At 64.3% G+C, this 21,466-nt stretch carries 24 protein-coding genes and 1 pseudogene; 2 read left to right on the top strand and 23 right to left on the bottom strand.

The genetic code is table 11. From position 1 onward, the window contains the following. The first annotated feature begins 67 nt into the window (after positions 1–67). Together JMJ54_RS04140 and JMJ54_RS04135 are read left to right on the top strand one after the other, a co-directional pair. A complete protein-coding gene (locus JMJ54_RS04140) occupies positions 68–1,354 on the top strand; it encodes an MASE1 domain-containing protein (RefSeq protein WP_203536664.1) in 1,287 nt (428 codons plus the stop codon). A 4-nt stretch (positions 1,355–1,358) separates the two neighbouring features. Continuing rightward, positions 1,359–2,189: an alpha/beta hydrolase gene (locus tag JMJ54_RS04135; protein WP_203536663.1), complete on the top strand. Its 831-nt coding sequence runs from the start codon at positions 1,359–1,361 to the stop codon at positions 2,187–2,189. Positions 2,190–2,219: 30 nt separating this feature from the next. On the opposite strand, the gene JMJ54_RS04130 is transcribed toward JMJ54_RS04135, so the two are convergent. The 23 genes and pseudogenes from JMJ54_RS04130 to JMJ54_RS04025 all read right to left on the bottom strand — a co-directional run bounded on the left by JMJ54_RS04130 (position 2,220) and on the right by JMJ54_RS04025 (position 21,437). Next, complete coding sequence (locus JMJ54_RS04130; protein ID WP_203536662.1) at positions 2,220–2,819, bottom strand: ProQ/FINO family protein; 600 nt, start codon at positions 2,817–2,819, stop codon at positions 2,220–2,222. A 242-nt stretch (positions 2,820–3,061) separates the two neighbouring features. Then, complete coding sequence (locus JMJ54_RS04125; protein ID WP_203536661.1) at positions 3,062–3,619, bottom strand: hypothetical protein; 558 nt, start codon at positions 3,617–3,619, stop codon at positions 3,062–3,064. Next, complete coding sequence (locus JMJ54_RS04120; protein ID WP_203536660.1) at positions 3,616–4,104, bottom strand: glycoside hydrolase family 24 protein; 489 nt, start codon at positions 4,102–4,104, stop codon at positions 3,616–3,618. The genes JMJ54_RS04125 and JMJ54_RS04120 overlap by 4 nt, the downstream gene beginning before the upstream one ends. A 157-nt stretch (positions 4,105–4,261) precedes the next feature. Continuing rightward, positions 4,262–4,606 carry a hypothetical protein gene (locus JMJ54_RS04115; RefSeq protein ID WP_203536659.1) on the bottom strand — a complete coding sequence of 115 codons (345 nt, stop codon included), beginning with the start codon at positions 4,604–4,606 and terminating at the stop codon, positions 4,262–4,264. Positions 4,607–4,677: 71 nt separating this feature from the next. Beyond that, positions 4,678–4,848 (bottom strand): annotated as a pseudogene (locus tag JMJ54_RS04110) (DUF4376 domain-containing protein); the annotation flags it as partial. Positions 4,849–4,873: 25 nt separating this feature from the next. Further along, positions 4,874–6,169 (bottom strand): hypothetical protein, encoded by a 1,296-nt coding sequence (locus tag JMJ54_RS04105; RefSeq protein WP_203536657.1) that lies wholly within the window; start codon positions 6,167–6,169, stop codon positions 4,874–4,876. A gap of 64 nt (positions 6,170–6,233) precedes the next feature. Then, positions 6,234–6,722 carry a DUF4376 domain-containing protein gene (locus tag JMJ54_RS04100; RefSeq protein WP_203536656.1) on the bottom strand — a complete coding sequence of 163 codons (489 nt, stop codon included), beginning with the start codon at positions 6,720–6,722 and terminating at the stop codon, positions 6,234–6,236. A gap of 13 nt (positions 6,723–6,735) precedes the next feature. Then, the gene (locus JMJ54_RS04095; protein ID WP_203536655.1) at positions 6,736–7,968 is read right to left on the bottom strand and encodes a hypothetical protein; all 1,233 of its coding nucleotides are present in this window, start codon (positions 7,966–7,968) and stop codon (positions 6,736–6,738) included. Next, positions 7,968–8,564, bottom strand: a complete 597-nt coding sequence (locus JMJ54_RS04090; protein ID WP_203536654.1) for a YmfQ family protein — start codon at positions 8,562–8,564, stop codon at positions 7,968–7,970. The genes JMJ54_RS04095 and JMJ54_RS04090 overlap by 1 nt, the downstream gene beginning before the upstream one ends. Further along, positions 8,555–9,613, bottom strand: a complete 1,059-nt coding sequence (locus tag JMJ54_RS04085) for a baseplate J/gp47 family protein (RefSeq protein ID WP_203536653.1) — start codon at positions 9,611–9,613, stop codon at positions 8,555–8,557. The genes JMJ54_RS04090 and JMJ54_RS04085 overlap by 10 nt, the downstream gene beginning before the upstream one ends. Next, complete coding sequence (locus JMJ54_RS04080; protein WP_203536652.1) at positions 9,610–10,035, bottom strand: phage GP46 family protein; 426 nt, start codon at positions 10,033–10,035, stop codon at positions 9,610–9,612. The genes JMJ54_RS04085 and JMJ54_RS04080 overlap by 4 nt, the downstream gene beginning before the upstream one ends. Then, positions 10,035–10,613, bottom strand: coding sequence for a phage baseplate assembly protein V (locus JMJ54_RS04075; protein WP_203536651.1), 579 nt, complete (start codon positions 10,611–10,613; stop codon positions 10,035–10,037). Before JMJ54_RS04075 ends, JMJ54_RS04080 begins: the two co-directional genes overlap by 1 nt. A 4-nt stretch (positions 10,614–10,617) precedes the next feature. Further along, positions 10,618–11,667 (bottom strand): phage baseplate assembly protein, encoded by a 1,050-nt coding sequence (locus JMJ54_RS04070; protein ID WP_203536650.1) that lies wholly within the window; start codon positions 11,665–11,667, stop codon positions 10,618–10,620. Between the two features lie 3 nt (positions 11,668–11,670). Further along, positions 11,671–12,990 (bottom strand): DNA circularization protein, encoded by a 1,320-nt coding sequence (locus JMJ54_RS04065; RefSeq protein WP_203536649.1) that lies wholly within the window; start codon positions 12,988–12,990, stop codon positions 11,671–11,673. Further along, complete coding sequence (locus tag JMJ54_RS04060; RefSeq protein WP_203536648.1) at positions 12,990–14,654, bottom strand: glycoside hydrolase family 24 protein; 1,665 nt, start codon at positions 14,652–14,654, stop codon at positions 12,990–12,992. Before JMJ54_RS04060 ends, JMJ54_RS04065 begins: the two co-directional genes overlap by 1 nt. A gap of 189 nt (positions 14,655–14,843) precedes the next feature. Next, positions 14,844–14,966 carry a hypothetical protein gene (locus JMJ54_RS19360; protein ID WP_275411034.1) on the bottom strand — a complete coding sequence of 41 codons (123 nt, stop codon included), beginning with the start codon at positions 14,964–14,966 and terminating at the stop codon, positions 14,844–14,846. An 11-nt stretch (positions 14,967–14,977) separates the two neighbouring features. Further along, a complete protein-coding gene (locus tag JMJ54_RS04055; RefSeq protein WP_203536647.1) occupies positions 14,978–15,238 on the bottom strand; it encodes a phage tail assembly protein in 261 nt (86 codons plus the stop codon). Positions 15,239–15,241: 3 nt separating this feature from the next. Continuing rightward, positions 15,242–15,607, bottom strand: a complete 366-nt coding sequence (locus JMJ54_RS04050) for a phage tail tube protein (RefSeq protein ID WP_203536646.1) — start codon at positions 15,605–15,607, stop codon at positions 15,242–15,244. A 53-nt stretch (positions 15,608–15,660) separates the two neighbouring features. After that, complete coding sequence (locus JMJ54_RS04045; protein ID WP_203536645.1) at positions 15,661–17,133, bottom strand: phage tail sheath subtilisin-like domain-containing protein; 1,473 nt, start codon at positions 17,131–17,133, stop codon at positions 15,661–15,663. Between the two features lie 29 nt (positions 17,134–17,162). Further along, positions 17,163–17,351, bottom strand: a complete 189-nt coding sequence (locus JMJ54_RS04040; RefSeq protein WP_203536644.1) for a DUF2635 domain-containing protein — start codon at positions 17,349–17,351, stop codon at positions 17,163–17,165. Continuing rightward, positions 17,348–17,944 carry a hypothetical protein gene (locus JMJ54_RS04035; RefSeq protein WP_203536643.1) on the bottom strand — a complete coding sequence of 199 codons (597 nt, stop codon included), beginning with the start codon at positions 17,942–17,944 and terminating at the stop codon, positions 17,348–17,350. Before JMJ54_RS04035 ends, JMJ54_RS04040 begins: the two co-directional genes overlap by 4 nt. 130 nt (positions 17,945–18,074) lie before the next feature. Next, positions 18,075–18,575 carry a hypothetical protein gene (locus JMJ54_RS04030; protein WP_203536642.1) on the bottom strand — a complete coding sequence of 167 codons (501 nt, stop codon included), beginning with the start codon at positions 18,573–18,575 and terminating at the stop codon, positions 18,075–18,077. Positions 18,576–18,965: 390 nt separating this feature from the next. Next, entirely contained in the window at positions 18,966–21,437 is a 2,472-nt protein-coding gene (locus tag JMJ54_RS04025) for a DUF5906 domain-containing protein (RefSeq protein ID WP_203536641.1), read from the bottom strand. Positions 21,438–21,466: the final 29 nt, after the last annotated feature.

Here is a 21,466-nt window from a genome sequence, read left to right as displayed (position 1 = left end):
TGGCCATCTTCAAAAGATCCGCGTTGCCCCGATGGCGACGGGCGATTCCACTACCGGTAGATACCGCATGCGCATGCCTTCGTTGCCCCGACTTTTCCTTTTCGTCGTCGTCTATGGACTGCTTGCGCTGTTCAGCATGAGCACGCGCGATCCGGTCACGCATTCGACCATCGTCTGGCCGGCCGCCGGCATCCTGCTGGGGACGCTGATGCTGGCACCGTACCGGCAGTGGCCGGTCTGGGCGCTGGTGACGGTGGTGCTGCACACCGGCATTGCCTTGCTGCACGGCCGGCCGCTGGCGGTGTCGCTGCTGCTGTCGGTGATCAACCTGCTGATCATGGCCGGCATTGCCGGTGCATGGCGGCGCAGGGTGGACGAGCCGGCTTCGCTGACCCAGCCGGCCAGCCTGTTCAGGTTCGTGCTGCTGGTGCTCGTCGGCTGCGTTGCGGGTGCTTATGTATCGATCGCCGGGCTGCACGGTTTCGGTTTTGTCTCGGCCAGACTGAACCCGATGGTTTTTGCGATTTCGGACGGCGTCGGTGCGCTGATCGGTGCGCCACTGGTCATCGCGTGGGCCGGGTTTCATCCGGCGCGTTCGGCGGGCGCGCCGCGTCGGGTGGCATGGCAGGGCATACTGGGTTTCGTCGCGCTGATCGTTTCGGCCCAACTGGCGTTCGATGGTCCGACTGCCACCATGGTGCTGGAATCGACCAAGTACGAGCTGTCCTACCTGCCGCTGCTGTTCGTCGTGCTGATCGCGATGGCCTGGCAGCGTCGTGGCATGACGCTGGCGCTGGTCGTGCTGGCCGGCATTGCCGGGCTCAATACCTATCAGGGCGAGGGGCCGTTTGCTGCCTCCACCGGCCTGCTCGGCAACCCCTTGCTCGAGGTCCAGCTGTATCTGGGGGCGGCGGCGCTCCTGGGCTTGCTGATGGCGGCCATGAATGCCAGCCGGGACGAAGCGCTGCGCGAGGCGCTGGCGTGGAAGGTGAGATCCGAAGGCATGCTGCTCGGAACGCACCAGCTGATGTACGAGGTCGACCCGCGCAATGGCAACGCCGTCTGGGCCGGGTCGCTGGACGAGTTGCTCGGCCTCGCGCCGGCCGATCTGCCGACGCTGGCGGCGTTTCTCGATCGCGTGCACCCGGACGACCGCGCGCGCGTTGCCGCCTACGCCGAGCAGCGCGGCAACGGTGACGTCAACGCGCTCACGCAACGTTTCCGCTTTCTGACCGGCTACAACGACTACGTTGTGCTGCAGGACATCGGCGCGCCGGTCATCGATTTCGACGATACCGTTTACCGCGTTGGCGGTCTGCTTCGACTCGATGAACACGCCGTCGAGCAAGGCTGAGCCGATGGACACCGCCGAAGCGCGCAATGCGGTCGGGGTGCTGCTGGTTCACGGACTCGGCGGCACGCAGTACGACCTCGGCTCGCTGCACAAGATCCTCAAGCGTGCCGGTGTCGAGGCGCACACGCTGACGCTGCCCGGCCACAGCGGCAAGCCCGAAGACCTGCTCGGCGTGAGGGCCGAGGACTGGGTCGACACGGTCGAGGCGCGCTACCGCGAGCTGGCGGCACAGCATGAGACGCTGCACGTCGTCGCCATGTGCCTCGGCTCGCTGATTTCGGTCGAAGCGATCAAGCGGATCGCGCAGCCGTCGGGCAAGCTGGTGCTGCTGGCACCGCCGGTGTTTCTCGATGGCTGGGCGACACCGTGGTACTGGATTTTCCGCCACATCGTCTACCGGATTCCGTACTTCGCCCGCAGCATGAAAATCGCCGAGGAAGAGCCTTTCGGCGTCAAGAACGATCTGGTGCGCAGCATCGTCAAGGCCAAGTTCGAGCGCGGCGACGACTTCCACTATCCGTGGGTGCCATTGGCGTGCATCAAGCAGGTCGACCGGCTGCGGCGCTGGGTGGCCAAGGGGCTCGATGCGATCCGAAGTCCGACGCTGATCATCCACGCCCGCGAGGACGATCTTACCAGCCCGCGGTCGGCCGAGTTTCTGGTGCGGGAAATGGGGGGGATGGCGCGGATGGTGCTGCTGGAGAACAGCTACCACATGATCTGCGTCGACAACGATCGCGATCAGGTCGCGATCGAAATGCTGCGCCACCTCGATCTGGATGTGTCGGTGGTGAAGGTGCGCACGCGTGTGCGCAAACCGGCCGCCGAGGAATGAAAACGGCCGGCAAAAGCCGGCCGCTGGGGCTTACTTGCGGCCGAGTGCCGCGGCCAGTGCATTGGCCATCGCGCTGTCCGGCAACGGCTTGTCCTGCTTCGGTGCCTGCGGCTTGGCGTTGCGCGATTGGGCCGGACGGGTCGATTTGCCTGCCGGTTTGCCCTTTGCGTCCGGCTTGGGGCCGGTCGGGCGCGGTCTCGGTGCCTGCTTGGCACGTTCTTCGCGACGCGCTTCCTGCTCGGCGCGACGTGTTTCGCGGACCGCAGCAATGCGGGCCTCGTTGGCTGCCTTGATCCGGGCCTGGATGGCGGCCGAGGCTGCGGCAGCGTGCGCCTGCTGTTCTGCAGTCATTTCGCCGGTCGGCGTGCCGTCCAGCGCGTAGCGCTGGCCACCGGCGGCCATCGCGGCCTGATACGCCGGGCGGCGGACCCACAGGAAGACCGCGCGGGCCACCTTGTCGGCGTCCAGACCCTTGGTCTCGCATTCGGCCTTCAAACGGTCGCGCGTGTCGAGTGCCAGCGGCTTGCTTTGCTTGAGGTCGAACACGGCCGGCCAGTGCTCAGCCAGCATGGCGAACGCGACTTTGCGTTCTTCGGCCATTTTCTGTTTGCGGTTCAAGGGCTCGGTCATGGTGCTTCCTGTGGCACTGCGTCGGCGTATCAAACGCAAAACCCCGATGCGCAGCGTGTCATCGGGGTTCTCTGCGGTGCGGTGTGCGGGTCGGCGTTGCTGCTCTGGGGCCAGAGTCGGGGACGCGCAGCCAGCAAACCGGTATGGGTAAAGTAAGCCGCAATGTACACAAGCGAAAAAGCCTTGTCCATCCTTGGCAGACCCGCGTCCCGCCGATGTTTCCCGTGCAGAACGGTCGGTATCTAGAAGACCCAGCCGACGCGGAACCTGCCGTTCAGCCCCGCGCGGTCTTCGGTCTGGCTGACCTCGATACCGACGCGCAGGCGCGCCACATCGCGCTCCAGCCAGGCACCGCCGGTCCTGGCAACCGGATCGTAGCTGAGCCCGGCGGCCCACGGACGGGCTGGCGGAGAAGGCGCGAACACCAGATCGGTGGCCGTGGTTACTTCGCCATCCGGCGAACTGACGATGACCCGGCGCATATCGCCATCGCGGACCAGCGACAGATCGACCGTCGTCGGCGGGCAATCGGCATCGGCGGCAGAAGCCACCGGTTTGGGCCTGATGGTGGCGCTGATCCGGCGTTCCTCGCGCAGGCCGCGCGGGATTGCGTGGGGCGCTTTGGCGACTTCGGCTGCGGTGGGCGCACGTTGCGCGGCGACGAGGCTGCCGTCGGCCTGCCGGACTGCCGTGCTGGCGGGCAATGCCGGTCGGGGAGCGGGCCAGAGCGCCCAGCCCAGCGTCAGCACCGCCAGCAGTACCACGACCAGGGTGCCGAGCAGCATCTCGGCTCGGCTCATGCCGAAACTCCGCCTGCCGCACGGTAGGCCGCCAGCAGGGTCTCCAGCGCATGCTCGTGCTGGCCGTAACCGGCACCGGGCAGCGAGGCCCAGCGGCTGCGGCACTTGCGGATCGCCGTGGCGATGTAACCGCGACGGAGATCGTCGAGCGCCTTGCATTCGCGGATCAGCTGCAGCGCAATCCGGTCCTGATTGATCGGGCCGAAGTTGGAAAGGCCCAGCTGCTGGCTGTACGCATCGTAGTAGCGCGCCAGGATCTGGTAGCGGCCGGCCGCACTGGATTTGATGCCCAGGCGCGGCAGATCGACCAGCATGCGCGGGTGATCGGCATAGCTGGCAAACAGCCTGGGCGAGGGCGGCGTGCTGCCGACGATAACGTCGTAGCCGTCGTCGCCGATGCCGGCCGTGCCTTCGCTGGCGGCGAGCATGTCCAGAAACGCCAGCACATTCGCGCCACCGGCCTCGGTGATGGAAATTCGGGGCATGGAAGCTCCAAAAGAAAAAAGCCCCGCAAAGGCGGGGCGAGTTTTTGGGGAGAGCCGGTCATTGCGGTGTCGCTCTGCCGGCAAGGCGGACGAAATGCGGACCGTACGAACTGGTGCGATCGTTGAGCAGCACTGCAGGCAGGGAGGTGAGCGGTGCCTAACGGGGCTTGTTCAGATCAACACCGAGCCGGCGTTCGATCAGTGCACGCAGCCACGGCAGATCGCTGACCAGTGCAATCATCGACTGCGTCAGCGGCAGCATCAGCACCCCGGTCAGATAGGCCAGCACGCCGGTCAGCCCCGGCGAGATGTGCAGATACTCGCCGGCGCCGGTACCGGCGAGTGCCGCGCCGGCAGCCGAGCTGACCAGAAGGACGATGCGCTGCCACCACGGCATGGCATCGGCGCGGGCGACAAAGGTGATCGCCCCGAAAACGGCCCCGGCAACGGGGGCAACCCAGCGCCAGGTTTCGGCGCTGGCAATGGTTTGATGCTCGGACATACCCCCTCCTCGGGCGTAAAAAAACCCGCCAGGTGCGGGATGATCTCAATCGTGGATCGGGGCTGAGGTGCTCAGCCTTGCGGCCAGCCTGTGCTGAAGTCGTAAGCCAGCGGATCGTTCGCCGCCGCAGCGGCCAGCCGGTGGTGTTCGGCATTTCCGAACGCGCGCTTGTCGAGCACGGCGATCGCATCGCTGATCGCAATCGCCAGCTGCACCGTCATCGGCACGAAGGCGTTGGCGGCGGTTTTCCACTGCTACTTAGTTTGACTACAGCTCAGCGTCTGCGGATGCATGGACGTACCAAGTTTGAGCACCAAGAGCGGTATCGCTGTTGTCGATGGACACTGTACGGGTACTTGCAGCTAGCACCCGTGCGTTGGCAGATGAGGCGCTATCCGAGCCGTTACGCCACTGACCGCTTGTACCGCTGGCCGCTGGGTTATATAGCGTAACGCTGGGCGCAATTCGCATTTCCGTTTTGAGTTGCCATTGTGCTAGCGGCTGTGAGCTGGATCCGGACTGCCCCATGTACACAATGCTCATAAGTGCAGTACCCCCAAGGCCGACACCATTGGACGCTACAACCCCATACGGGGTTGTTTTCTGGAAGTATCGCTGACAAATTGCCAATTCGACTTGCAACGGACGCTGCTCGAAAGGTGTCGCAACGACGCCCTCTTCAAGCTGGACTTGGGCTATGTCGATGGTTTGAACGGCATTCAAGTTGAACTTGATGCGGATGCAAACAAAATCGTTCGTTCCGAGGGTTTTGCCAGCGAGCGACGGCAGGTCGAATGTCAGCACCACCTTTTGCCAAGTGGTCGATACGGAAAACGACTGCTCTGCCGTGGGAAGATCGGCCGTGCCGCCGGAACCGAAGGACTGGATCATGTCGCATGAAAGCGTCCGGGCGGAATCCGCTTTGATCCAGAACGATGCAGTAGTTTTCTTTCCCGCCAGTGTCGCCACCCCTTCGATACGCTGCTGTAGGCAGGTCAGTGCGCTACCCGAGCCGGCAACGGTCTGCGTATAGCGATAGAAGAATTTCGGCTCGCCCGGAACTGCCGTCTGGCCGGGCGTGAACGCTTGCTGACTCTGCGACCAAGCCATGCCGCTGCCGTTCCAGTCGTTGCGCCAGCGATCTGCCAGATAGCCGCCCACATTGGAAATCGTTGTGCCGCGCTGCCAGAAATCAAAATTGCCGTTGATGATCTTGTTGCGGAACGACAGATTCCCGGCCGTACCGATTCGAGCGGAAACAAATGCCGTCGTTGCGAGTTGCGTTGAGTTGTCGCTTGCATTGGGGGTCGGCCCGGAAACGGGGCCAGTGAAATTTGCGCCGGCGAGTTGCGCGTATTTCGCCAGCAAAGCCTGCTTGAGCTGATCGTTGCTACCCTCGGTCGGGGTCAAGCCGGCCGAGTTGATGACGTTGAGCAATTCATCGGTCACCGAATTGGCCCAGACCGCCGTATCGCGGCTCGGCAATTCACCCGTTTGGGCGTTGCCGTCGGTGAACTTGCCATTTCTGAGGTTGATGCCCGGCAGCGATTTTGGATAATCCATCGCGTGTCTCCATGCGAAAAAACCCGCGTCGGGCGCGGGTTTGATTTGGGGTTTGAGTGTGGCCTTATTGCGTTTTGTCGGCCGCAGGCCAGCCGGGCTGAAACTGCTCGAGCGCGGCGCGATCCAGTGTGGCGATTTCGGCTTCCATAACCAGCCGGCGCTGGTAAATCGCTGCACCACGATTCACGCATGCGGCCCACAATGCCTGTAATTGCTCCAGTGTCGTCGGCACGGCATTGCGATTGGTGTCAATCCATACGTCATTGGGGACGAGACCGGCCAGCAGCGCGTCGCGGATGTCTTGTAGAGCAGCAGGTGTGGTAAGCCAGCGGTTGCCGATGTAGTCCATGCCGGCGGCGCGCTCGGCGATCTCCCAGTTTGTGAGTATGGCCAGCGCTTGGGCGCGCAGTGCATCGATGCTTACCGCCGGCTCGGGTGCATTGCCATCGGCGAGCCACACTTCGTAGGCGCCCCACCAGCGGTGGCTGCGTGGGATGGTGGTGCTGTCTTCGAGTCGAATTACTTGGTGGGGATTGTCGGTCAGTTTGTACATTTCGTGCTCCTGATTACAGCTCGGCATCGGCGGCCCACTGGAACTGTAGGACGCTCCCAGCGACGCTTGCCGTTGGGGTCGATGCGTTCACAGAGAAGCCGGTATGACCGTTATTACCCAAAGCCGTATACGTGCAGTCCGCTGACAAAGTTGTGTTCCTCACGAAGCTATTGGCAGCATCAGAATTGTATATTGCCACGGCCGCATTACCGCGTTTGGTGATTTTGTACAGCGCGAAATACGAAACATTCGACGCACCTGATGAGGGCGCCATAAATACAGCGGCGCCGCTGCGGGTCAGCTCGCTGGGGATAGATGCGATATTGTAGGATTTTTCGTAAAATCGCTGGCATAAAGCCAATTCAATCTGAGGTGACCGTTGCTCGAATGGTGTTGCTATCACGCCTTCCTCAAGCTGGACTTGCGAAATATCGAATGTGCCGGACTGCTGGCCGAGGTTCGATGCACGTGAGGCGAAGACTGATCCCGCGTCAAACCAGAACAGCAATTGCAGAAAATCATTACCGCCAGACACCAATTTTCCTGCAATTGATGGAATTGAAATTTGAAGCGTGAATTTTTGCCAGCCGGTTGTCAGCGCAACCAGTTGTGCGCCAATCCCGTTTACTTGAGCGGAGCCGGTTGATCCGAAATTTTGCGCAACTTCGACTGCGATGGATTTGCTGGTGTCGGCTTTTGCCCAGAACGTCAGAGTTGCCGTCTTGCCCGCCAGTGTGCGGACGCCTTCAATTCGCTGAATCAAGTTGGCGTAGTTCGCTGCCCCAGCCGATGATGCGACGACAGATCGAAAATAGCTGACCGGTTCATTCGGTACCGCGACTTGCCCGAGCGTGAACGCTTGTTGACTTGGCGCAACGGTCGAGCCGGTCGCGTCGTTGAACCAGCGATCGGCCAGATAACGCATGCCGGAGGCAGCGCTCAGCGAGGTGCCACGCTGCCAGAAGTCAAAGTTGCCATTGATGAGCTTATTGCGGAAGCTGATGCCGCCGGCTGTGCCGGTACGCGTCAAATCCGCATATTTCGCCCGCAACGCATCCCGCAATTGCGTGCTGATCGTCTCATTCGGCGTCAATCCACCGTCGCTAATCACCGAGAGAATTTCATCGGTAACCCCATTCGCCCAGCTTGCCGGATCAAGACTGGCCACTTCGCCAACCAGCGGATTGCCGTCGGTGAACTTGCCGTTTTTCAGCCCCACGCCGGGCACGGATTTCGGGTAATCCATCACACCCCTCCATAAGTAAAGAAAACCCGCGTATGTGCGGGTTTGAGTTTGTTGATCACGCATTCCAGCGGGCTGTCGCCCCAGACCTGGTAGTGCTCGCCGAACGGGTCGTTGCTGTTGCGCTGTTCGACCGTCTGCGCCGGCAGGTTCAGTTGCCAGACGTATTGCCAGCCCCAGCCACCGAAACGCTGGCCGTTGCGGGCGCGGCCGTAGCGGCGGGCGCGGAATTCGGTGATGGTTGCGTCGACGTGGCCGTACTGCGCGGCAATGCCGATGAAGTAGGCCGGGCTCTGGCCGCCGCGGGCGGCGAGCTTGGCGGCGACGGCGTTGCGGCGGGCTTCGAGCGTCTGGCCGCCCTGCACCGAGCATTCGTCGGGCAGGCCGGTGACGCGCTCCCAGTCGGCCAGCAAGGCGTAGCTGCTGCGCGGCCAGGACTCGGCGAGCAGCGCGTCGCCGTGGGCGTCGACTTGGGCCAGGCCGGCGCCGAAACTGCCGAGCACGCGTTGCAATACCGACTCCGGTTCGCGCGGCCAGGCCAGTCCTTGCGGCAGCAGTGCGGACAGTGATTCGCGGTAGTCGTCGGGACTCATTGCCATGTGACGTCTCCGCAGAGCGGCATTTGCAGCGTGGCCGGGACGACGTCGGCGGTCGGCGCGAACAGCACGTGGTCGAACTCGCCGTCGGCCTGGCTGATGGCCTCGTTGATCCTGCTCAGGTACAACGTGGCGCCGGGTTCGGCCTCGCGCTCGTGCAGGTTCTGCAGCGCGGTGACGACGGCGGCGCGCACCGCACTGGTGTTGGGCGTGACGCGGACGCGGTAATCGACCGTCAAGGGCGCCGGCGCCAGCGCGGTGAAGTCGGCGGTGACCGGCCGGACCGCGTCGATGTGCGCTTGGACGGTGGCGACTTCGTTGGCGTCCGGAATCGGGCTGGCGTCGCCGTCGCGGACGAAGACGACGGCGTTGCTGCCCGGTCCGCTCAGCGCCGGCAGATGCCAGGCGCGGGTAACGCCGGGGACTTCGAGCGCCCACGACACGTAGTCGGCGGCCGAGCCGCCTTGCGGCGGGTTCTGGATGCGCGCGATCAGCCGCTGGCGCAGCGCGGCGTCGGCTTCCTCGTCGGCGCCCTGGGTCAGGCCCGGCGCGATGACGCTGGCGCTGCTTTGCAGCCCGGCGATCGGCGTGGTCACGGTCAGCGCGGTGCCGGTGTCGGCATTGGCGGCGGCGCCGGCTTCGCGCGCGGCCACCGGGATGTCGGCACTGCCGTCGGCCTTGATCACGCCCTCGGCGGTGCTCAGGTATTCGCGGTCATCGGCGCGGGTCAGCGCGGTGCCGGCCGGGATCAGCGTGCCCGGCGTGCCGCCGAGGCGGACGCTGCCTTGTGCCAGCGCGGCTGGCTTGCGGCCTTCGGGCAGCCAGATACCGGCCCAGCGGTCGAGAAACTCGGACTCGGCGGTGTCCGGAAACAGTTGCTGTGCCAGCCAGGACAGATAGCCGTACAGCTGGTGCAGCCCGCCGGCCTGGACCCGGCCGAGCACGTTGAGGTTGGATTGGCGCAGCCGGGCGTCGGCACCGGGAAGGCGGGTTTCGATCTCGCCGAGCTGGGCGTCGACGAGTTCGGCGAGGGTGGGGCGGTCGAAACTCATGGGTTTACCTCGAATTGATAGGCGCGGGCGTCGATCCGGATGTCGAGCTGCAGCATGCCGGTGCGGGGCGCACTGGCCGCGACGATGATCGAGCCGGCGACGCCGTCGTCGATCAGCCATTGCAGCGCTTCGCGTGCGTAGTCCTCGGCGCGGCGCAGCGTGGACGGCAGCTGTTTCTCGCGCGCCAGCAGCCACAGCCGCGAACCCAGCGGCACGACGCGCTCGTCCTTGACCGGCACGGCGTCGCCCCACCAGCCGCGCGGGTCGCCGGGGACGTTGTCGCCCGGTTCGGCGCGGCGGTCGGTGAACAGGCTGAGCGTCACGGCCGAGTCGAGGCCGTTGTCGATCTCGAGCCCGACGGTGGACAGCCGCCAGTCGCAGCCCTGGTTCCAGCCCAGATAGCGGGTCAGCAAATCGGTCATCACATTCCCTTGTTCGGTGTGCCGCTGCTGCCCGGACCGGTCTGCACGCCGCCATGGGTGTGGCTGTTGTACTGGGCGCGCATGCCGGCCACGGTGCGGCCGTTGCTGCCGGCGGTGTCGGTGATGTCGCCGGCGGTCTTGAGCTGGCCGCTGCTGTTGGTCAGCGGGGCGTTGATCTGCAGCTTGTCGGTGTTGAGTTCGATCAGCGTGTCGGCGTTGATCCGCAGCGTCTTGGTGCTGATCTCGACCAGCCGGCCGTTCTGCAGGTGGATGCGGTCGCCTTCGTTGGTGTAGACGCAGACCTCGCCGGCCTTGAGGCCGGTGGGGCGGTAGCGCGGGTCGTCGACGGCGGTGGCGACGAGGTGATCGCGGCTGCCGGCGACGGCAACCATGACCACGGTCGCGCCGGGCAGCGGCACGCTGGTCAGGCCGTAGTTCTGCGCACGCTCGACGTCGTCGCGGGTTTCGTCGGCCAGCGCCGACACCTGCAGCAACTGCAGGCCGCCGGCATCGTTGACGAGGTTGACGACGGCGCGCGCGACCATCAGCCGCACGCGGCGGGCAAGGCGTTCGATCATGGTGTTACCCCTTGGATTTGGTTTTGGACTTGCCGGCCGATTTGCCGGCCAGCTGGTCGAAGCTGCGCGGGTCGGCCAGCTCGAGCTGGCAGCGCTCGCCCTCGGCGCTCAGCGTGTAGTTGACCTTGGTGATCAGCTTTTCCTCGTCGGCACGCAGCAGTGAGGAGGTGAGCCGGACGCGCAGGTTGGGGCGCCACAGCGGCTGGTCCGGTGCCTGGCGCCAGCCGCAGACGGTGATCGTCGCGCGGTTCGAGCGGGCGGCGCGGATGGTGCGCTCCCAGTCGGCGCGCTGCTGCGCGGTCGGGCCGTCGGCCTGGTCTTCGGCCAGCACGATCTTCAGCCGGTGGCGTTCATCGCCACCGATCTCGGCATCCTTGCTGATGCCGACACCGGCATGACTGCGGCGGCTCTGGCCCTTGACCCGGTATTCGCTGAAGCGGTCGTTCCAGCTGAAGTTGCCGCTGGCGCTGACGATGTTGTCGCCTTCGACCAGTGCGAGCCCGGTCTGCTCGGCGCCGGGGCGGGTGATCATCAGTTTGCCGTCGCCGAGTGTTGTCAGCATCACCGTGCGCAGCCGCGCCGCGCGCTCCAGACAGTCGAAGCACGATTCGCCTTCCTCGATGTTCCAGCTGTCGAAGGGCTGATCGGCCAGCGCTGTCGCGCTCGCGTCGACGTCGACCTTGATGTCGTAGGGCTTGCACAGATCGCGGGCGATCCGAGCCAGGCTGGCCTTCTTCCACTGACCGGCGCCATGGATGGCGCTGCAATCGATCAGATCGGCGGTGACATCGCGGCCGGACACCGACAGCGTGCGTGACGTCGCGTTGAACGACACCGACACGCTGTCGATGAAGCCGGTGACGACCGGCAAGTCGTCGACTTTCACCACGCAGGGCTGGCCGGCGTTGATTGGCCGGGGTTCGCCGGAATCGGGCCAGCGCTCGGTCAGTTGCAGCGTGAAGCTGCCCGACAATTGCTCCAGCCCTGCTTCGACCGCCAGCTCGGTCCAGCCGGCGTAGATCTTGCCGTCGACCAGCAATTCCAGTGTGGACATGGCTTACTCCTTGGGCAGCTGAATCGGCCGGTTGGCCGGCACGAAGCCGGGATGACGCACGCCGTTGCGGCGGACCAGATCGGTCTCGGCAGCGATGGCGCCGGTCTGGCGCCAGGCTAGCACCAGCGCCGGCGTACGGCTGCGCGGCGTGATCGTCACGATCGGTACCGCCTGCGTCAGCCGCTGCGCCGTCGCGGCCATCGTGGCGCGCTTGAGTGCCAGCAGGTCGCGATAGCCCTGGTCCGACGCCGGTTCGAGCAGGGTGTCGATCGCCGCCAGCGCGTCGTCGCGCAGCGCGATCAGGTCGGCGCTGGCGATCAGCGGCACGGTGACGATACTGCGCGCCAGCTGCACGGTGGCGATGGTCCTGATCGCGATGTCCTGCGCCTTGGCGCTGTTGATCAGCGCGATGTTCGCGGGCGTGGTCGGCCGGATCACCGGCCGGTTGGCCTGCGTCGGCGCCGGCACCGGCACAACACCGGGCGGCAGCGGTTGCGTACCGGGCGTCGGCGTCGGCCCGGGCTGCGGCGTGATGATGATCAGCGTTGGGAACACAAAAGGCAGGTTGGGGGCGAATTGGTAGATCAGCGGGGCCAGGCTGGCGGCGATCTGGCGAGGGTCGAGGGTCCGCTTCACCTGATCCTCGATCCGTGTCACCGATTCGTTCAGGCGGGCGAACAGCTCGCCCGGTAGCCGGACCAAGGCCTGGATCGGATTGAGAATCCGGTCCAGTTGGGCTTTGGCGTCGCGTACCTCGCCGGTGACCATATCGATGAAGGCCAAGCCTGATTTGGCCAGTGCGGTCAGGTCATCCAAGGCGGCTGACTGGAACGAAGCCTGGATCGACAGGCTGAGCGTGTTCCAGCGCAGGGTGAAGTCCATGCTCGCACTCGCCAGCACCTGATCGCAGGTGTTATTGAGCGTGGCATCGGTATCGACCTTGCTGCTCGGCCAGTCATTGGCACCGAATTCGGCGAACTCGAGGCTGAACCGCGCCATGCCGCCTTGGTCGCTCGATTCCTCGACCGAAACCTTGGTGACCACGACTTGGATCGTGCCTGCATGGGGCAGTTGCAGTGTGCCGGGGCCGGGCGTCTCGAACGCCTTGATCAGCGCGTCTCGCTTGGCCATGTAATCTGGGCCGATGACGAAGGCAGAGAGTGAGAACGTCCGCGCCTTGCGACCCAAATCCTCGGCGTATGGCGTGTCGCGCAGCGGATATTCGGTCAGCTGAACGCGCCGGCCCACCTCGGCGGTGCTGCTGCTGACGTGAAAGAACACGTCGCGAAACTGGGCTTTCTGAAGTTGTTTTCGCCAAGCCATTAAAAGCCTCCTTGTGACAACGTCGGCATGTAATACCCAACAGCACCCTTCACCTGCACGCCTTGGTTCACAGGCTGGTTGACGACGACCGTCCCTGTGGCGCCTTGGGGCAGGCTGACCTTGACATCGATTTGGCCGGTGATTTTTTGAGGGGTTTGGGAACCGGAGGGTAAGGTAGCGTTGGCTTGAGGCGTGCCTTGGCCTTGGGTTGATCCAGTCGCAGACAACTTCGGTGCCTGATCGTTGCCCAAGTGCGGGGCTTCGCGCGTACCATGGTTGCCGAAGAAGGCGAGAACGCGGGCAGTGCTGTCGCCGATGGCGTCGTTTCCCATTGTGGGTAGCGCGCGCAAGTTCAAATCAGATGGCGCATAGCGGTCGTTCAAGGCCAGGTTGGGCATGGATCTAAGTGCTTGGGGGACAGTCCCCAGCAAGCCTTTGCCAAGCCGCATGCCGCTGTGGAGCATTTGTCTGCCGCGTGTGGCAACGCTCTTTACCTCGGAGCCTTTTTGACCTAACCAGTTCTTGCTGCCTTGAAATCCGTCCTGCGCTAATTGTTTGCCTTTTTGAACAAGCGCTTTGGCGCGGGTGCCGAGCGAGCGACGCGCGTTGCGGCCAAGCGAGTTGGCGCCTCCTCCCCTGATGCCGCTGTTTGAGCTACCGGACAATGACGGAAGGCCTCCGGAGCCAGCGGCTGACTTGTTCTTTTTGAAGTTCCAGGGAGCTAAACCGATTGTTGGCGTCGCGTCGATCCCAAGCAGTCCGGTACTGTCGATGCCTACCTTGTTGGCATCCTTGATTGCCGTATCGATAGCGTCCTGAAATGCGTCAGCCCAGCCGTATTGAGCACTTGCTTCGGTGTTGATCTGCGGTTGTTTTTCTTGCTCTGCCTTGGTACTGAGCGTGCCGCCTTTCTGCTGGACAGCAAGTCCGTTCGCGGAAGCTCCTGTCGCTTTGGTTTTCGGAGGCAGCTTGCGCGAAGTAACACCGTTCAGCGGTGCGATCCGCTTTGGGGCGGCATCGTTGCCGAATAGCTCGCTCAGCTTGGACGGATTGTTTTTCGTGACAGGTTGTTGCACGGCTCTGATGGATTGCTTTCCAGACCTGCCGATACTGCCTTTGGCGGCGCCGGCGACGAGTCCGCTATCGTCAGGGGATTCCTTATTGCGCATGGGAGCCGATACCGAGGTTCCGCCCGCAGCGTGATAGGCATCCAGCAGGGGCTTCAGCTTGTTCTCGTGCTGGCCGTAACCGGCGCCGGGCAGTGAAGCCCAGCGTGAACGGCATTTGTGGATCGCCCGCTCGATATTGCCTTGCTTGATGTCGTCGAGTGCCTTGCATTCACGAATTAGCTGCAGCGCAATCCGGTCTTGGCTGAGCGGACTGAAATTGCTCAGCCGAAGCTGTTTACTGTAGGCAGAGTAATAGCGTCCGAGAATCTGATAGCGCCCGGCGGCGCTCGATTTGATCTTGAGTTTCGGTAAATTGACAAGCACGCGCGGGTGATCTGCGTAATTGTCGAACAGCTTGGGCGAGCTGGGCGTGCTGCCGACGATGACGTTGTAGCCATCATCGCCGGTGCTGGCTGTGCCTTCGCTGGCGGCGAGCATGTCCAGAAACGCCAGCACATTCGCGCCGCCTGCCTCTGTGATGGAAATTCGGGCCATGGAGAGTCCTAAAAAAGCCCCACAAAAGCGAGGCTGGGGAGCAGGTAGAACTGCTTTGGGTTCATCTCGGTAGGCGAAGTCGCCTGACGGGATTGGGCGTAGATCGGCTAGGGAGGATCGCTGTTAAGCGCTTCGTCGTTTTTGCGTATGAATGCCACGTGTTGATCCTTAGAAAGGGCCCCCGTGGCATTACGGCGCGGTGGCGCCCTTGAGCCGGAGGACCTGGCCATGCCAGAAGCCAAATTCGCTCCAGCGCATGGACCAGACCTCCGACGGGGCGATGCCGCCGGCGACGACGAGGTCGCCGGCCATCTCCTGCCAGTTCAGCGGAACCAGAACAAAAAAGGGTTCACCGCTTCGATCACGGCCTGGGTGTCGTCCAGACCGAGCCGGTCGATCACCGACGCCGGTACGCCGGCCAGCTCGGCTGCGAGGTTGAACGAGCAGGTGAACAAGTCAAATGGTTCGGTCAGCGCGCGGAAGTCACCGGCCAGCGGCTCGCGCAGCTTGAGTTCGGTGATGTCGTCGTCGCCGAAACGGACCGGACGATTCAGGGTGATGACGATCGGGAACGCGGCGCTCATGGCTTAAACCCGCTCGCAACGGGTGCCGGCGAACTTGAGGCTGACTTCGCCTTCGCCACCGGTGAATTCCGGCGGTTCGGTCACGAAGGCGTCCTTGAGCACGTAGGCCACGCCGATGTCGGTCTCGAACACCAGGGTCGAATCGACGGTGTTGCCGAGGGCGACGAGATCGGTGTCGCGGGCCATGATCACCGTGCATTCGACGGTCGGGGTCTTGGTTTTTTCGGTGTAGCCGAGCGTGCCCTGGTCGGTTTCGACCGCGGTGCGTTCGACGCCGCCGACGTTGAGCTTGGCGCCCGATTTGGAGCGCAGGCGCGCGCCGTTGAGGCTGACGAAAACGCGGCCGGCAAATTGGGTGTTTCCAGACATATGGGTTCTCCGGAGTTAAGCAAAGGCCCGCGCGAAGGCGGGCCGGGGTTGGATCAGAGCAGGTACTGGACTGCGGCAGCAAAGACGCGGAACTGGTTGACGATGTCCGGCGGGATGACCGCGTTGACGCGGTTCGGATCGCCGTTGCTGCGCACCACCAGCAGATCGGACTTGAACTGGTCGAAGTTCTCGACCAGACCGGCTTCTTCCAGCTCGCGGAACAGCGTCAGCAGCTCGGCGCGCAGGATGCTCGGCGTGACGATGGCCTGACCCGGCGCGTAGTTGCTGCCGTCGTTGGCGAGCTTGTGGCGCGGGAAGCGCAGCGCGATGCGGGCACGGACCGCATAGCGGATGTAGTCGACGGTCCACTTGGATTCGAGATCCAGCAGGCTGATGTCGCCGACGCCGAACGGGTTCTTCTGGTAGGTGGTGACGACGCGTTCGATCATCGGCGCGCCATCGCTGCCGTAGATCAGCGTGCTGATGCCCGAGCGCAGCAGCAGGTCGCGTTCGGCGCGGGTGAAGCGGGTCTTCAGCGGCGGCGACAGCAGTTGCGGCACCGGCAGCGTCTGCAGCGGGCGGGCCGGGTCGATCGCACCGTAGTACTCGCAGACTCCGGCCCAAGCGGCGGCGAACTCCCACACCGGCGTCGGCGTGTCGTTGATGCCGAGCACCGAGACGTGCGCGCTGTTGCGGGCGGCACCGAAGGTGGTCAGTGCCGCCTGCGTTGCGACCATGCCGGTGAAGACGTGGCCGGTACGCTGTTGCAGCGGACCCCATTTGGCGTCGAGCATGGCTTCGAGCGCGGTCAGGTTGGCCGAGTCGGTATACGGCACGGCGATGCTGTAGTACTGGTCGTCGCCGATCGCGGCGATCGCAGTGGCGACGTCCGGGTTGCCGGCGCCGCTGGCCATTGCGGCGATCACGGCGGTCAGGCCGGCCGGGGTGACGTCGTCGCTGTAGTAGTTCAGGCGGACATCGATGCCGTTGCCGGTCAGGCCCTTGTGGCGTGCCGTGAGCGTGACCACGGCGGCGGCGGCCGAGGCGGTCACCGGCAGGTTGGTCTGCGCGGTGATGGCGGCCACGACCTTGGTGGCGACGCCGGCGGCGGTGTCGCCGAGCGAGACGCCGACCTGAACGCGCTGGCCGGCGATGTACAGCGCCAGAATGCCGGCGCCGGTGGCGGTACCGGTCAGCGTGAGCGTGCCGGTCGCAGCAACGCCGGCGACCAGATCGTCAAGGGCGATCGCCCACATGGCGGTGCTGTCATTGGCGGCCTTGGCGGCAATCACCATCCGGTGCAGCATCGAGCCGCGACCGAAATAGCCGGCGGCCTGATCCGGATTGTTGATCTGCGTCGGCACGTTGGCAATGACGCTGCCGGTGCTGAGGCGCTGACCGACCAGCAGCAGCCGGCGGTCCTGGTTCGGCAGGCCGCGGACGGCCTTGGTGTTGTCGATTTCGATGTATTGGCCCGGGGTACGGATGTCCACCGGGATGCTGTTGAAGCTGATGTTTTCCGGCATTTGCGGCTCCAGAAAGAAAAAACCCCGCGTCAGGCGGGGTTTTGTTCAGGGGTGGTCGAAGAGGTGTCCGGCGGGACGATGAGGACGTCGCCGTCGGTAATACGCCGGTGCCAGTAGGCATCGAGGTAAACGGTGCTGCCTTCCGGCGGCAGCGTGGCGCTGCCGTCGGGCAGCCAGACGACGAGGTCGGGCCGGGCGGGGCGGAGATGGGTTTTCATGAACTGGCTCCGGGGTAAAAGTGGTCGGACTGCGCTTCGGGCCGACTGCGGCTGTAGTCGCCGGCCAGCCAGCGGGCGTGTTCGGCGGCGCTGTCGAACGGCGGTGCGTCGAGGTCGACGTGCAGCTGTTTGAATTGGCCGAACGCCGGCGTGGTTGCCGCTTCGGTCACCGTCAGGGCGGCAAACGGTTCTTCCTGCCAGCGTCCGGTGTAGGCCTGCGTATAGATCAGCAGATCGGGCGTGGCTACGGTGTCGACACTGACCAGCAGTTGCGTGGCCTGCAGTGGCTGGTTCAGCAGGCCGTTCAGCGTCGGGTTCCGCGTCAGGATGGTCTCGACCTGTTCAAGCAGTGCTTCGGCCTGATCGTCGCCATCGGCCTGGCAGACGATGGCGATGGCGAGATTGACCTGATGAGACTGCGCCGGAATATCACTGGCGGCCTGGGTATCGCGGCCGGACAGGCGGATGTGCAGGGCCGGTAGCGGTGCGTCGCCAAAGCGCTTGGCCTGGCCGCTCCAGACACTGGCACCGGCACCGGTCTGATTGACGAGCAGCGACGCCAGCGCCTGACGGATTGCGCTCAAGGTGTGCATGGGGGTTCCTCTGAACGAGGCGATGGGGAATGCCGCAGGACGCGACGGGGAAGCGGAAATGCAAAAAACCCCGGGCTTTCGCACCGGGGTTTGTAGACGCATCAATGACAGCGTTACACAAATTATAGTGTCACCCTGTCAGGCTGTCAAGCGTTTTCGAGTCGTTTTCGATCAGCATGCCGACACCACGTTGCCGTACGCCTTGCGTCAAGAGCCAGAACTGCGCGCCGAACGCCACTTTGGCATCGCGGACCCAGCGGTTCCAGGTCCGGCCGCTGACGCCGGCACGGCTGGCCTTGTCGTCGACCGATGCCGGAATCGTGTAATGCACGCGCAGCAGTTCGGCCGTTTCGGTGTCCATGGCACCGATGACGGCGAAGACGGCTTTCAGTTTGGCTTGCTCGACCGCCGTTTCGCGCTGGCTGCGTGCGTCGGTGACGTAAACGGTGTCGGGCGTGACGCGGCAGCGGCTGCCGAGCACGGTGACTTCGTGCTCGTCGGTGCCGCCGAATGCGCCTCCGGCCAGCTCGCCATAGCGGCTCTGCGCAACCTTGACGCGCTTGAGTTGCAGATGGTCGACGCGGACCGAGGCGGCCCAGGCCAGCAGATAGAGATCGATGATTTGGTTCATGAAAAAAGCCCCCGTTGATACTCCTGGAAGCCTCCTAGCCAAGTCGATGCAAGGCTTTGTATTTGTTAGTTATTTTACCATTGTTGCACCGGGTTTTTTGTCCTGGTGCCCGGTTGTTTGGGTCTGGTTGGGGCGGGGCGGGCATCCGTCATCGCCCCGGGCCCTGTGCTGGCTGTCTTGGCTTGATCTGGTTGGAAGGTTGAGGGTTGGGCTCATGCCGGTGCAGCAGGGATTGCAGCTCGCCGGCTCTGGTGCGATTGCCGCGCAGGTCGTGACCGGTGCGGCCGCTGGCAGGTGGCGCAACCATGAAAAAACGGCGCGAAATCGCGCCGTTGCTGGGATCGGGAAGGGTGGAAGGTGAAGGCAGACCCTCAACCAGGGGCAACCGCTTCAATGCTGCATCGCGTCAACGAAACGCTGGCATCGCGCCGAGAACCACGCCTCCTTGGTGGTGTCGGCCGGGGCGTCGTCGATGACGAAGACGGTACGCTGGCGGCGTCGGCCGCCGGTGTCGCGCAGCCATTCGACCCGCTTGGTTTCGCGTGCGGCGATCAGGCTGCAGAACTTGGTTTCGGTCAGTTTCTCGCCGCCACCGTGGTCGGCGGCCCAGTGGCGGTAGGCGCGGAACAGGTCTTGCGAACAGCAGGACTGATAAGGCACGTCGAGCTGTCCGGCTTTCCACGCCCGGTAGAACACCTGCCACGGCGGCAGTCCGTATTCGATCAGCCGGGTCTTGGCGGCGGTGACGATGGGTTTGCTGCGGCGATCGAAACCGGGGTCGATCGGGTAGCGCAGCAGGTAGCCGTAGAAGGCCGCAATGCCGCCGGCGGCAAACGCGTCGCGTATCGTTTGCTGATCGCGTTCGTTCAACAGCGTGCGCGGCTCGATCGCCAGAAAGCGCCGGTCGTCCAGTTCAAGGTGCAGCGGCTGTACTTCGTTCGACAGGAAGACGATGTTGGCGTGGTTGGTTTCCTCGCGTTCGGGCATGTTCTTTTCGTTGATGCGCATCGTCCGGCCGGTAACCAGATGCTTGATCGTGCCGATGTGGCTGTACTTCTCGGCGCGGCCGACGACTTCCTCGGCCAGCACGAACAGCCGGCGCGATTGCCAGCCGGTGAACTGGCTGTCGAGCTGGTACTGGCCGATGGTGGTGCCGTATTCGCCGTAGATGGCCTTGATCACACCTTCCCAGAACAGCGATTTTCCGGTGCCCTGTTTCTCGCCGAACATCAGCACCGAGGTATCCATCTTTGTGCCCGGCTGCTGCAGCGGCAGCGCAATCCACTGCATCAGCCAGTGATAGACCGACGGATCGTGATTGCACAGGTGCATGACGAGGCCGACGATCGGATCGGCCAGCTGCTCGTCATGCACCGGTTTCAGCGGCATGCCGCCGAACAGGTTGACGTGCGTCGCCGGGTCGACGCGCTCGGTCGGATCGAACGTCAGCTTGTCGGCATCGACCATCCGCCGAAGCGGATTTTCCTGCCAGTAGCGCACCGCATCGCTGCCGAACGCCGCGCGCAATGCCGACAGGCTCAGGATGATCCGCGCCTGCGCGTCCCATACCGTTTCGGTGCCGTACAGCAGCGTGTAGCGGTCCAGCAGCGTGCGCGAGGCATCTGCGGTGGCGGTGTTGCCCGGCCGCGTGGCCTTGGGCAGATCCGACATGCGCTTCTGGCGCTTGGCCGGGTCGCCATACCAGGCCTTGCTGATGGCCGTGCCGACCAGGGCGGTGAATGCGGCCTTTTTCAACAGGCATTGCTCGACATCGTCCCAGACGTGCGTGGTGCCGAAGATCAGCGCAAAGCGGGCCAGTACCTGTGGCAGCGTCAGCGCGCCGCCGGTCGTAGCCTCGGCCTCGGTCGCCTGGGCCAATGCGGCGCGCAACTGGGCCGCGACGATGTTCAGGCCTTCGGCCACATGCAGGTCGTTGAAGTCGGTGAGCTTGGGCAGCGTTTCGTCGTCGCGCTGCTGCCGTCGCGCGACGGAAAAACTCGGCAGAACGAGGCTGCAGCGGGCGACGCTGCCGACGACCTGGCGTGCCTGATGCTCGCCCTCGCGGTTGTTGCTGCCGTCGCGCGTCGGCAGGTAATCGTCGTCGGCGGCAATGACGATGGGGCTGGCCGGAAAAGCGGCCCGCAGGACGCGTGCGACGTGGATGAGATTGCCGGCGTCGAAGCCGACGTAGACCGGTAGCGCGCGTTCGAGCGCCATGCGGATGCTGCAACCGGTGGCATAGCCTTCGACGAGGATGATGGGCATGCCCGGTGCGGGTGCGTCGCCCAGCCGGCAGGCTGCACCCTGTTTGCGCATGGCACGGGTAAAGCGCTTGTTGCCGCCGTGCTCGTTTTCCCACGGGGTGATCGACTGTAATCCGGCCAGCGCCGCCGGCTGCTGGTCGTAGCGCCACAGCGGCACGAGCAGCACGCCATCCGGCGAGACGCGGTGGCTTTCCGGGGCAATGCGCTTGCGTTCGGCATAGGGGCTGTAGCCCGACGGGGCGGCCAGTGCCCATTGCATATGTGCCCGGTTGGCGGCCGCGGCGGCATCTTGCTCGCGCCTGGCCTGATCGGCGCGATCGATCGCTTCGCGCTTGCGCTGCAGGTCCTGCATGTCGTCATCACTCAGATGCTGGTCGCCGTCCGGCTCGATCCGGTATTGCGCGCTGCCCTGGCCGAACGTGCCGACATAGACCGTTTTGCCGGAGCGGGTGCGCAGCGACAGTACTTTGTAATACGCGCGCTTTTTCGGTCCGTAGCGATGCCAGTGATTCGTATCGATCTGCAGTTCGTGTGCGCTGATCGCCGGCATGTCGGCGGCGGCAAATTGTTGGATGACGCTGGCTAGGCTGCTTGCCATTCAGGCTCCGTGGCGGGGTGAAAGCGGTG

It is taken from the genome of Jeongeupia naejangsanensis, assembly GCF_016865585.1.
In the GTDB taxonomy this organism is placed as follows: Bacteria; Pseudomonadota; Gammaproteobacteria; order Burkholderiales; family Chitinibacteraceae; genus Jeongeupia; species Jeongeupia naejangsanensis.
Note: the sequence above shows the minus strand (reverse complement) of the source record. Positions and strands in the feature narration are given on the sequence as shown.

Excerpts from the sequence above, each read along its gene's own strand:
- JMJ54_RS04055 (WP_203536647.1), bottom strand. The coding sequence starts at position 15,238 with ATGAGCGCCGCGTTCCCGATCGTCATCACCCTGAATCGTCCGGTCCGT.
- JMJ54_RS04065 (WP_203536649.1), bottom strand. The coding sequence starts at position 12,990 with ATGGCTTGGCGAAAACAACTTCAGAAAGCCCAGTTTCGCGACGTGTTC.
- JMJ54_RS04085 (WP_203536653.1), bottom strand. The coding sequence starts at position 9,613 with ATGAGTTTCGACCGCCCCACCCTCGCCGAACTCGTCGACGCCCAGCTC.
- JMJ54_RS19360 (WP_275411034.1), bottom strand. The coding sequence starts at position 14,966 with ATGGCCGGCGACCTCGTCGTCGCCGGCGGCATCGCCCCGTCGGAGGTC.
- JMJ54_RS04035 (WP_203536643.1), bottom strand. The coding sequence starts at position 17,944 with ATGCACACCTTGAGCGCAATCCGTCAGGCGCTGGCGTCGCTGCTCGTC.
- JMJ54_RS04070 (WP_203536650.1), bottom strand. The coding sequence starts at position 11,667 with ATGTCCACACTGGAATTGCTGGTCGACGGCAAGATCTACGCCGGCTGG.
- JMJ54_RS04025 (WP_203536641.1), bottom strand. The coding sequence starts at position 21,437 with ATGGCAAGCAGCCTAGCCAGCGTCATCCAACAATTTGCCGCCGCCGAC.
- JMJ54_RS04105 (WP_203536657.1), bottom strand. The coding sequence starts at position 6,169 with ATGGATTATCCAAAATCGCTGCCGGGCATCAACCTCAGAAATGGCAAG.
- JMJ54_RS04090 (WP_203536654.1), bottom strand. The coding sequence starts at position 8,564 with ATGGCAATGAGTCCCGACGACTACCGCGAATCACTGTCCGCACTGCTG.
- JMJ54_RS04120 (WP_203536660.1), bottom strand. The coding sequence starts at position 4,104 with ATGCCCCGAATTTCCATCACCGAGGCCGGTGGCGCGAATGTGCTGGCG.
- JMJ54_RS04060 (WP_203536648.1), bottom strand. The coding sequence starts at position 14,654 with ATGGCCCGAATTTCCATCACAGAGGCAGGCGGCGCGAATGTGCTGGCG.
- JMJ54_RS04080 (WP_203536652.1), bottom strand. The coding sequence starts at position 10,035 with ATGACCGATTTGCTGACCCGCTATCTGGGCTGGAACCAGGGCTGCGAC.
- JMJ54_RS04130 (WP_203536662.1), bottom strand. The coding sequence starts at position 2,819 with ATGACCGAGCCCTTGAACCGCAAACAGAAAATGGCCGAAGAACGCAAA.
- JMJ54_RS04050 (WP_203536646.1), bottom strand. The coding sequence starts at position 15,607 with ATGTCTGGAAACACCCAATTTGCCGGCCGCGTTTTCGTCAGCCTCAAC.
- JMJ54_RS04040 (WP_203536644.1), bottom strand. The coding sequence starts at position 17,351 with ATGAAAACCCATCTCCGCCCCGCCCGGCCCGACCTCGTCGTCTGGCTG.
- JMJ54_RS04140 (WP_203536664.1), top strand. The coding sequence starts at position 68 with ATGCGCATGCCTTCGTTGCCCCGACTTTTCCTTTTCGTCGTCGTCTAT.
- JMJ54_RS04135 (WP_203536663.1), top strand. The coding sequence starts at position 1,359 with ATGGACACCGCCGAAGCGCGCAATGCGGTCGGGGTGCTGCTGGTTCAC.
- JMJ54_RS04095 (WP_203536655.1), bottom strand. The coding sequence starts at position 7,968 with ATGGATTACCCGAAATCCGTGCCCGGCGTGGGGCTGAAAAACGGCAAG.
- JMJ54_RS04045 (WP_203536645.1), bottom strand. The coding sequence starts at position 17,133 with ATGCCGGAAAACATCAGCTTCAACAGCATCCCGGTGGACATCCGTACC.
- JMJ54_RS04115 (WP_203536659.1), bottom strand. The coding sequence starts at position 4,606 with ATGTCCGAGCATCAAACCATTGCCAGCGCCGAAACCTGGCGCTGGGTT.
- JMJ54_RS04030 (WP_203536642.1), bottom strand. The coding sequence starts at position 18,575 with ATGAACCAAATCATCGATCTCTATCTGCTGGCCTGGGCCGCCTCGGTC.
- JMJ54_RS04125 (WP_203536661.1), bottom strand. The coding sequence starts at position 3,619 with ATGAGCCGAGCCGAGATGCTGCTCGGCACCCTGGTCGTGGTACTGCTG.
- JMJ54_RS04075 (WP_203536651.1), bottom strand. The coding sequence starts at position 10,613 with ATGATCGAACGCCTTGCCCGCCGCGTGCGGCTGATGGTCGCGCGCGCC.
- JMJ54_RS04100 (WP_203536656.1), bottom strand. The coding sequence starts at position 6,722 with ATGTACAAACTGACCGACAATCCCCACCAAGTAATTCGACTCGAAGAC.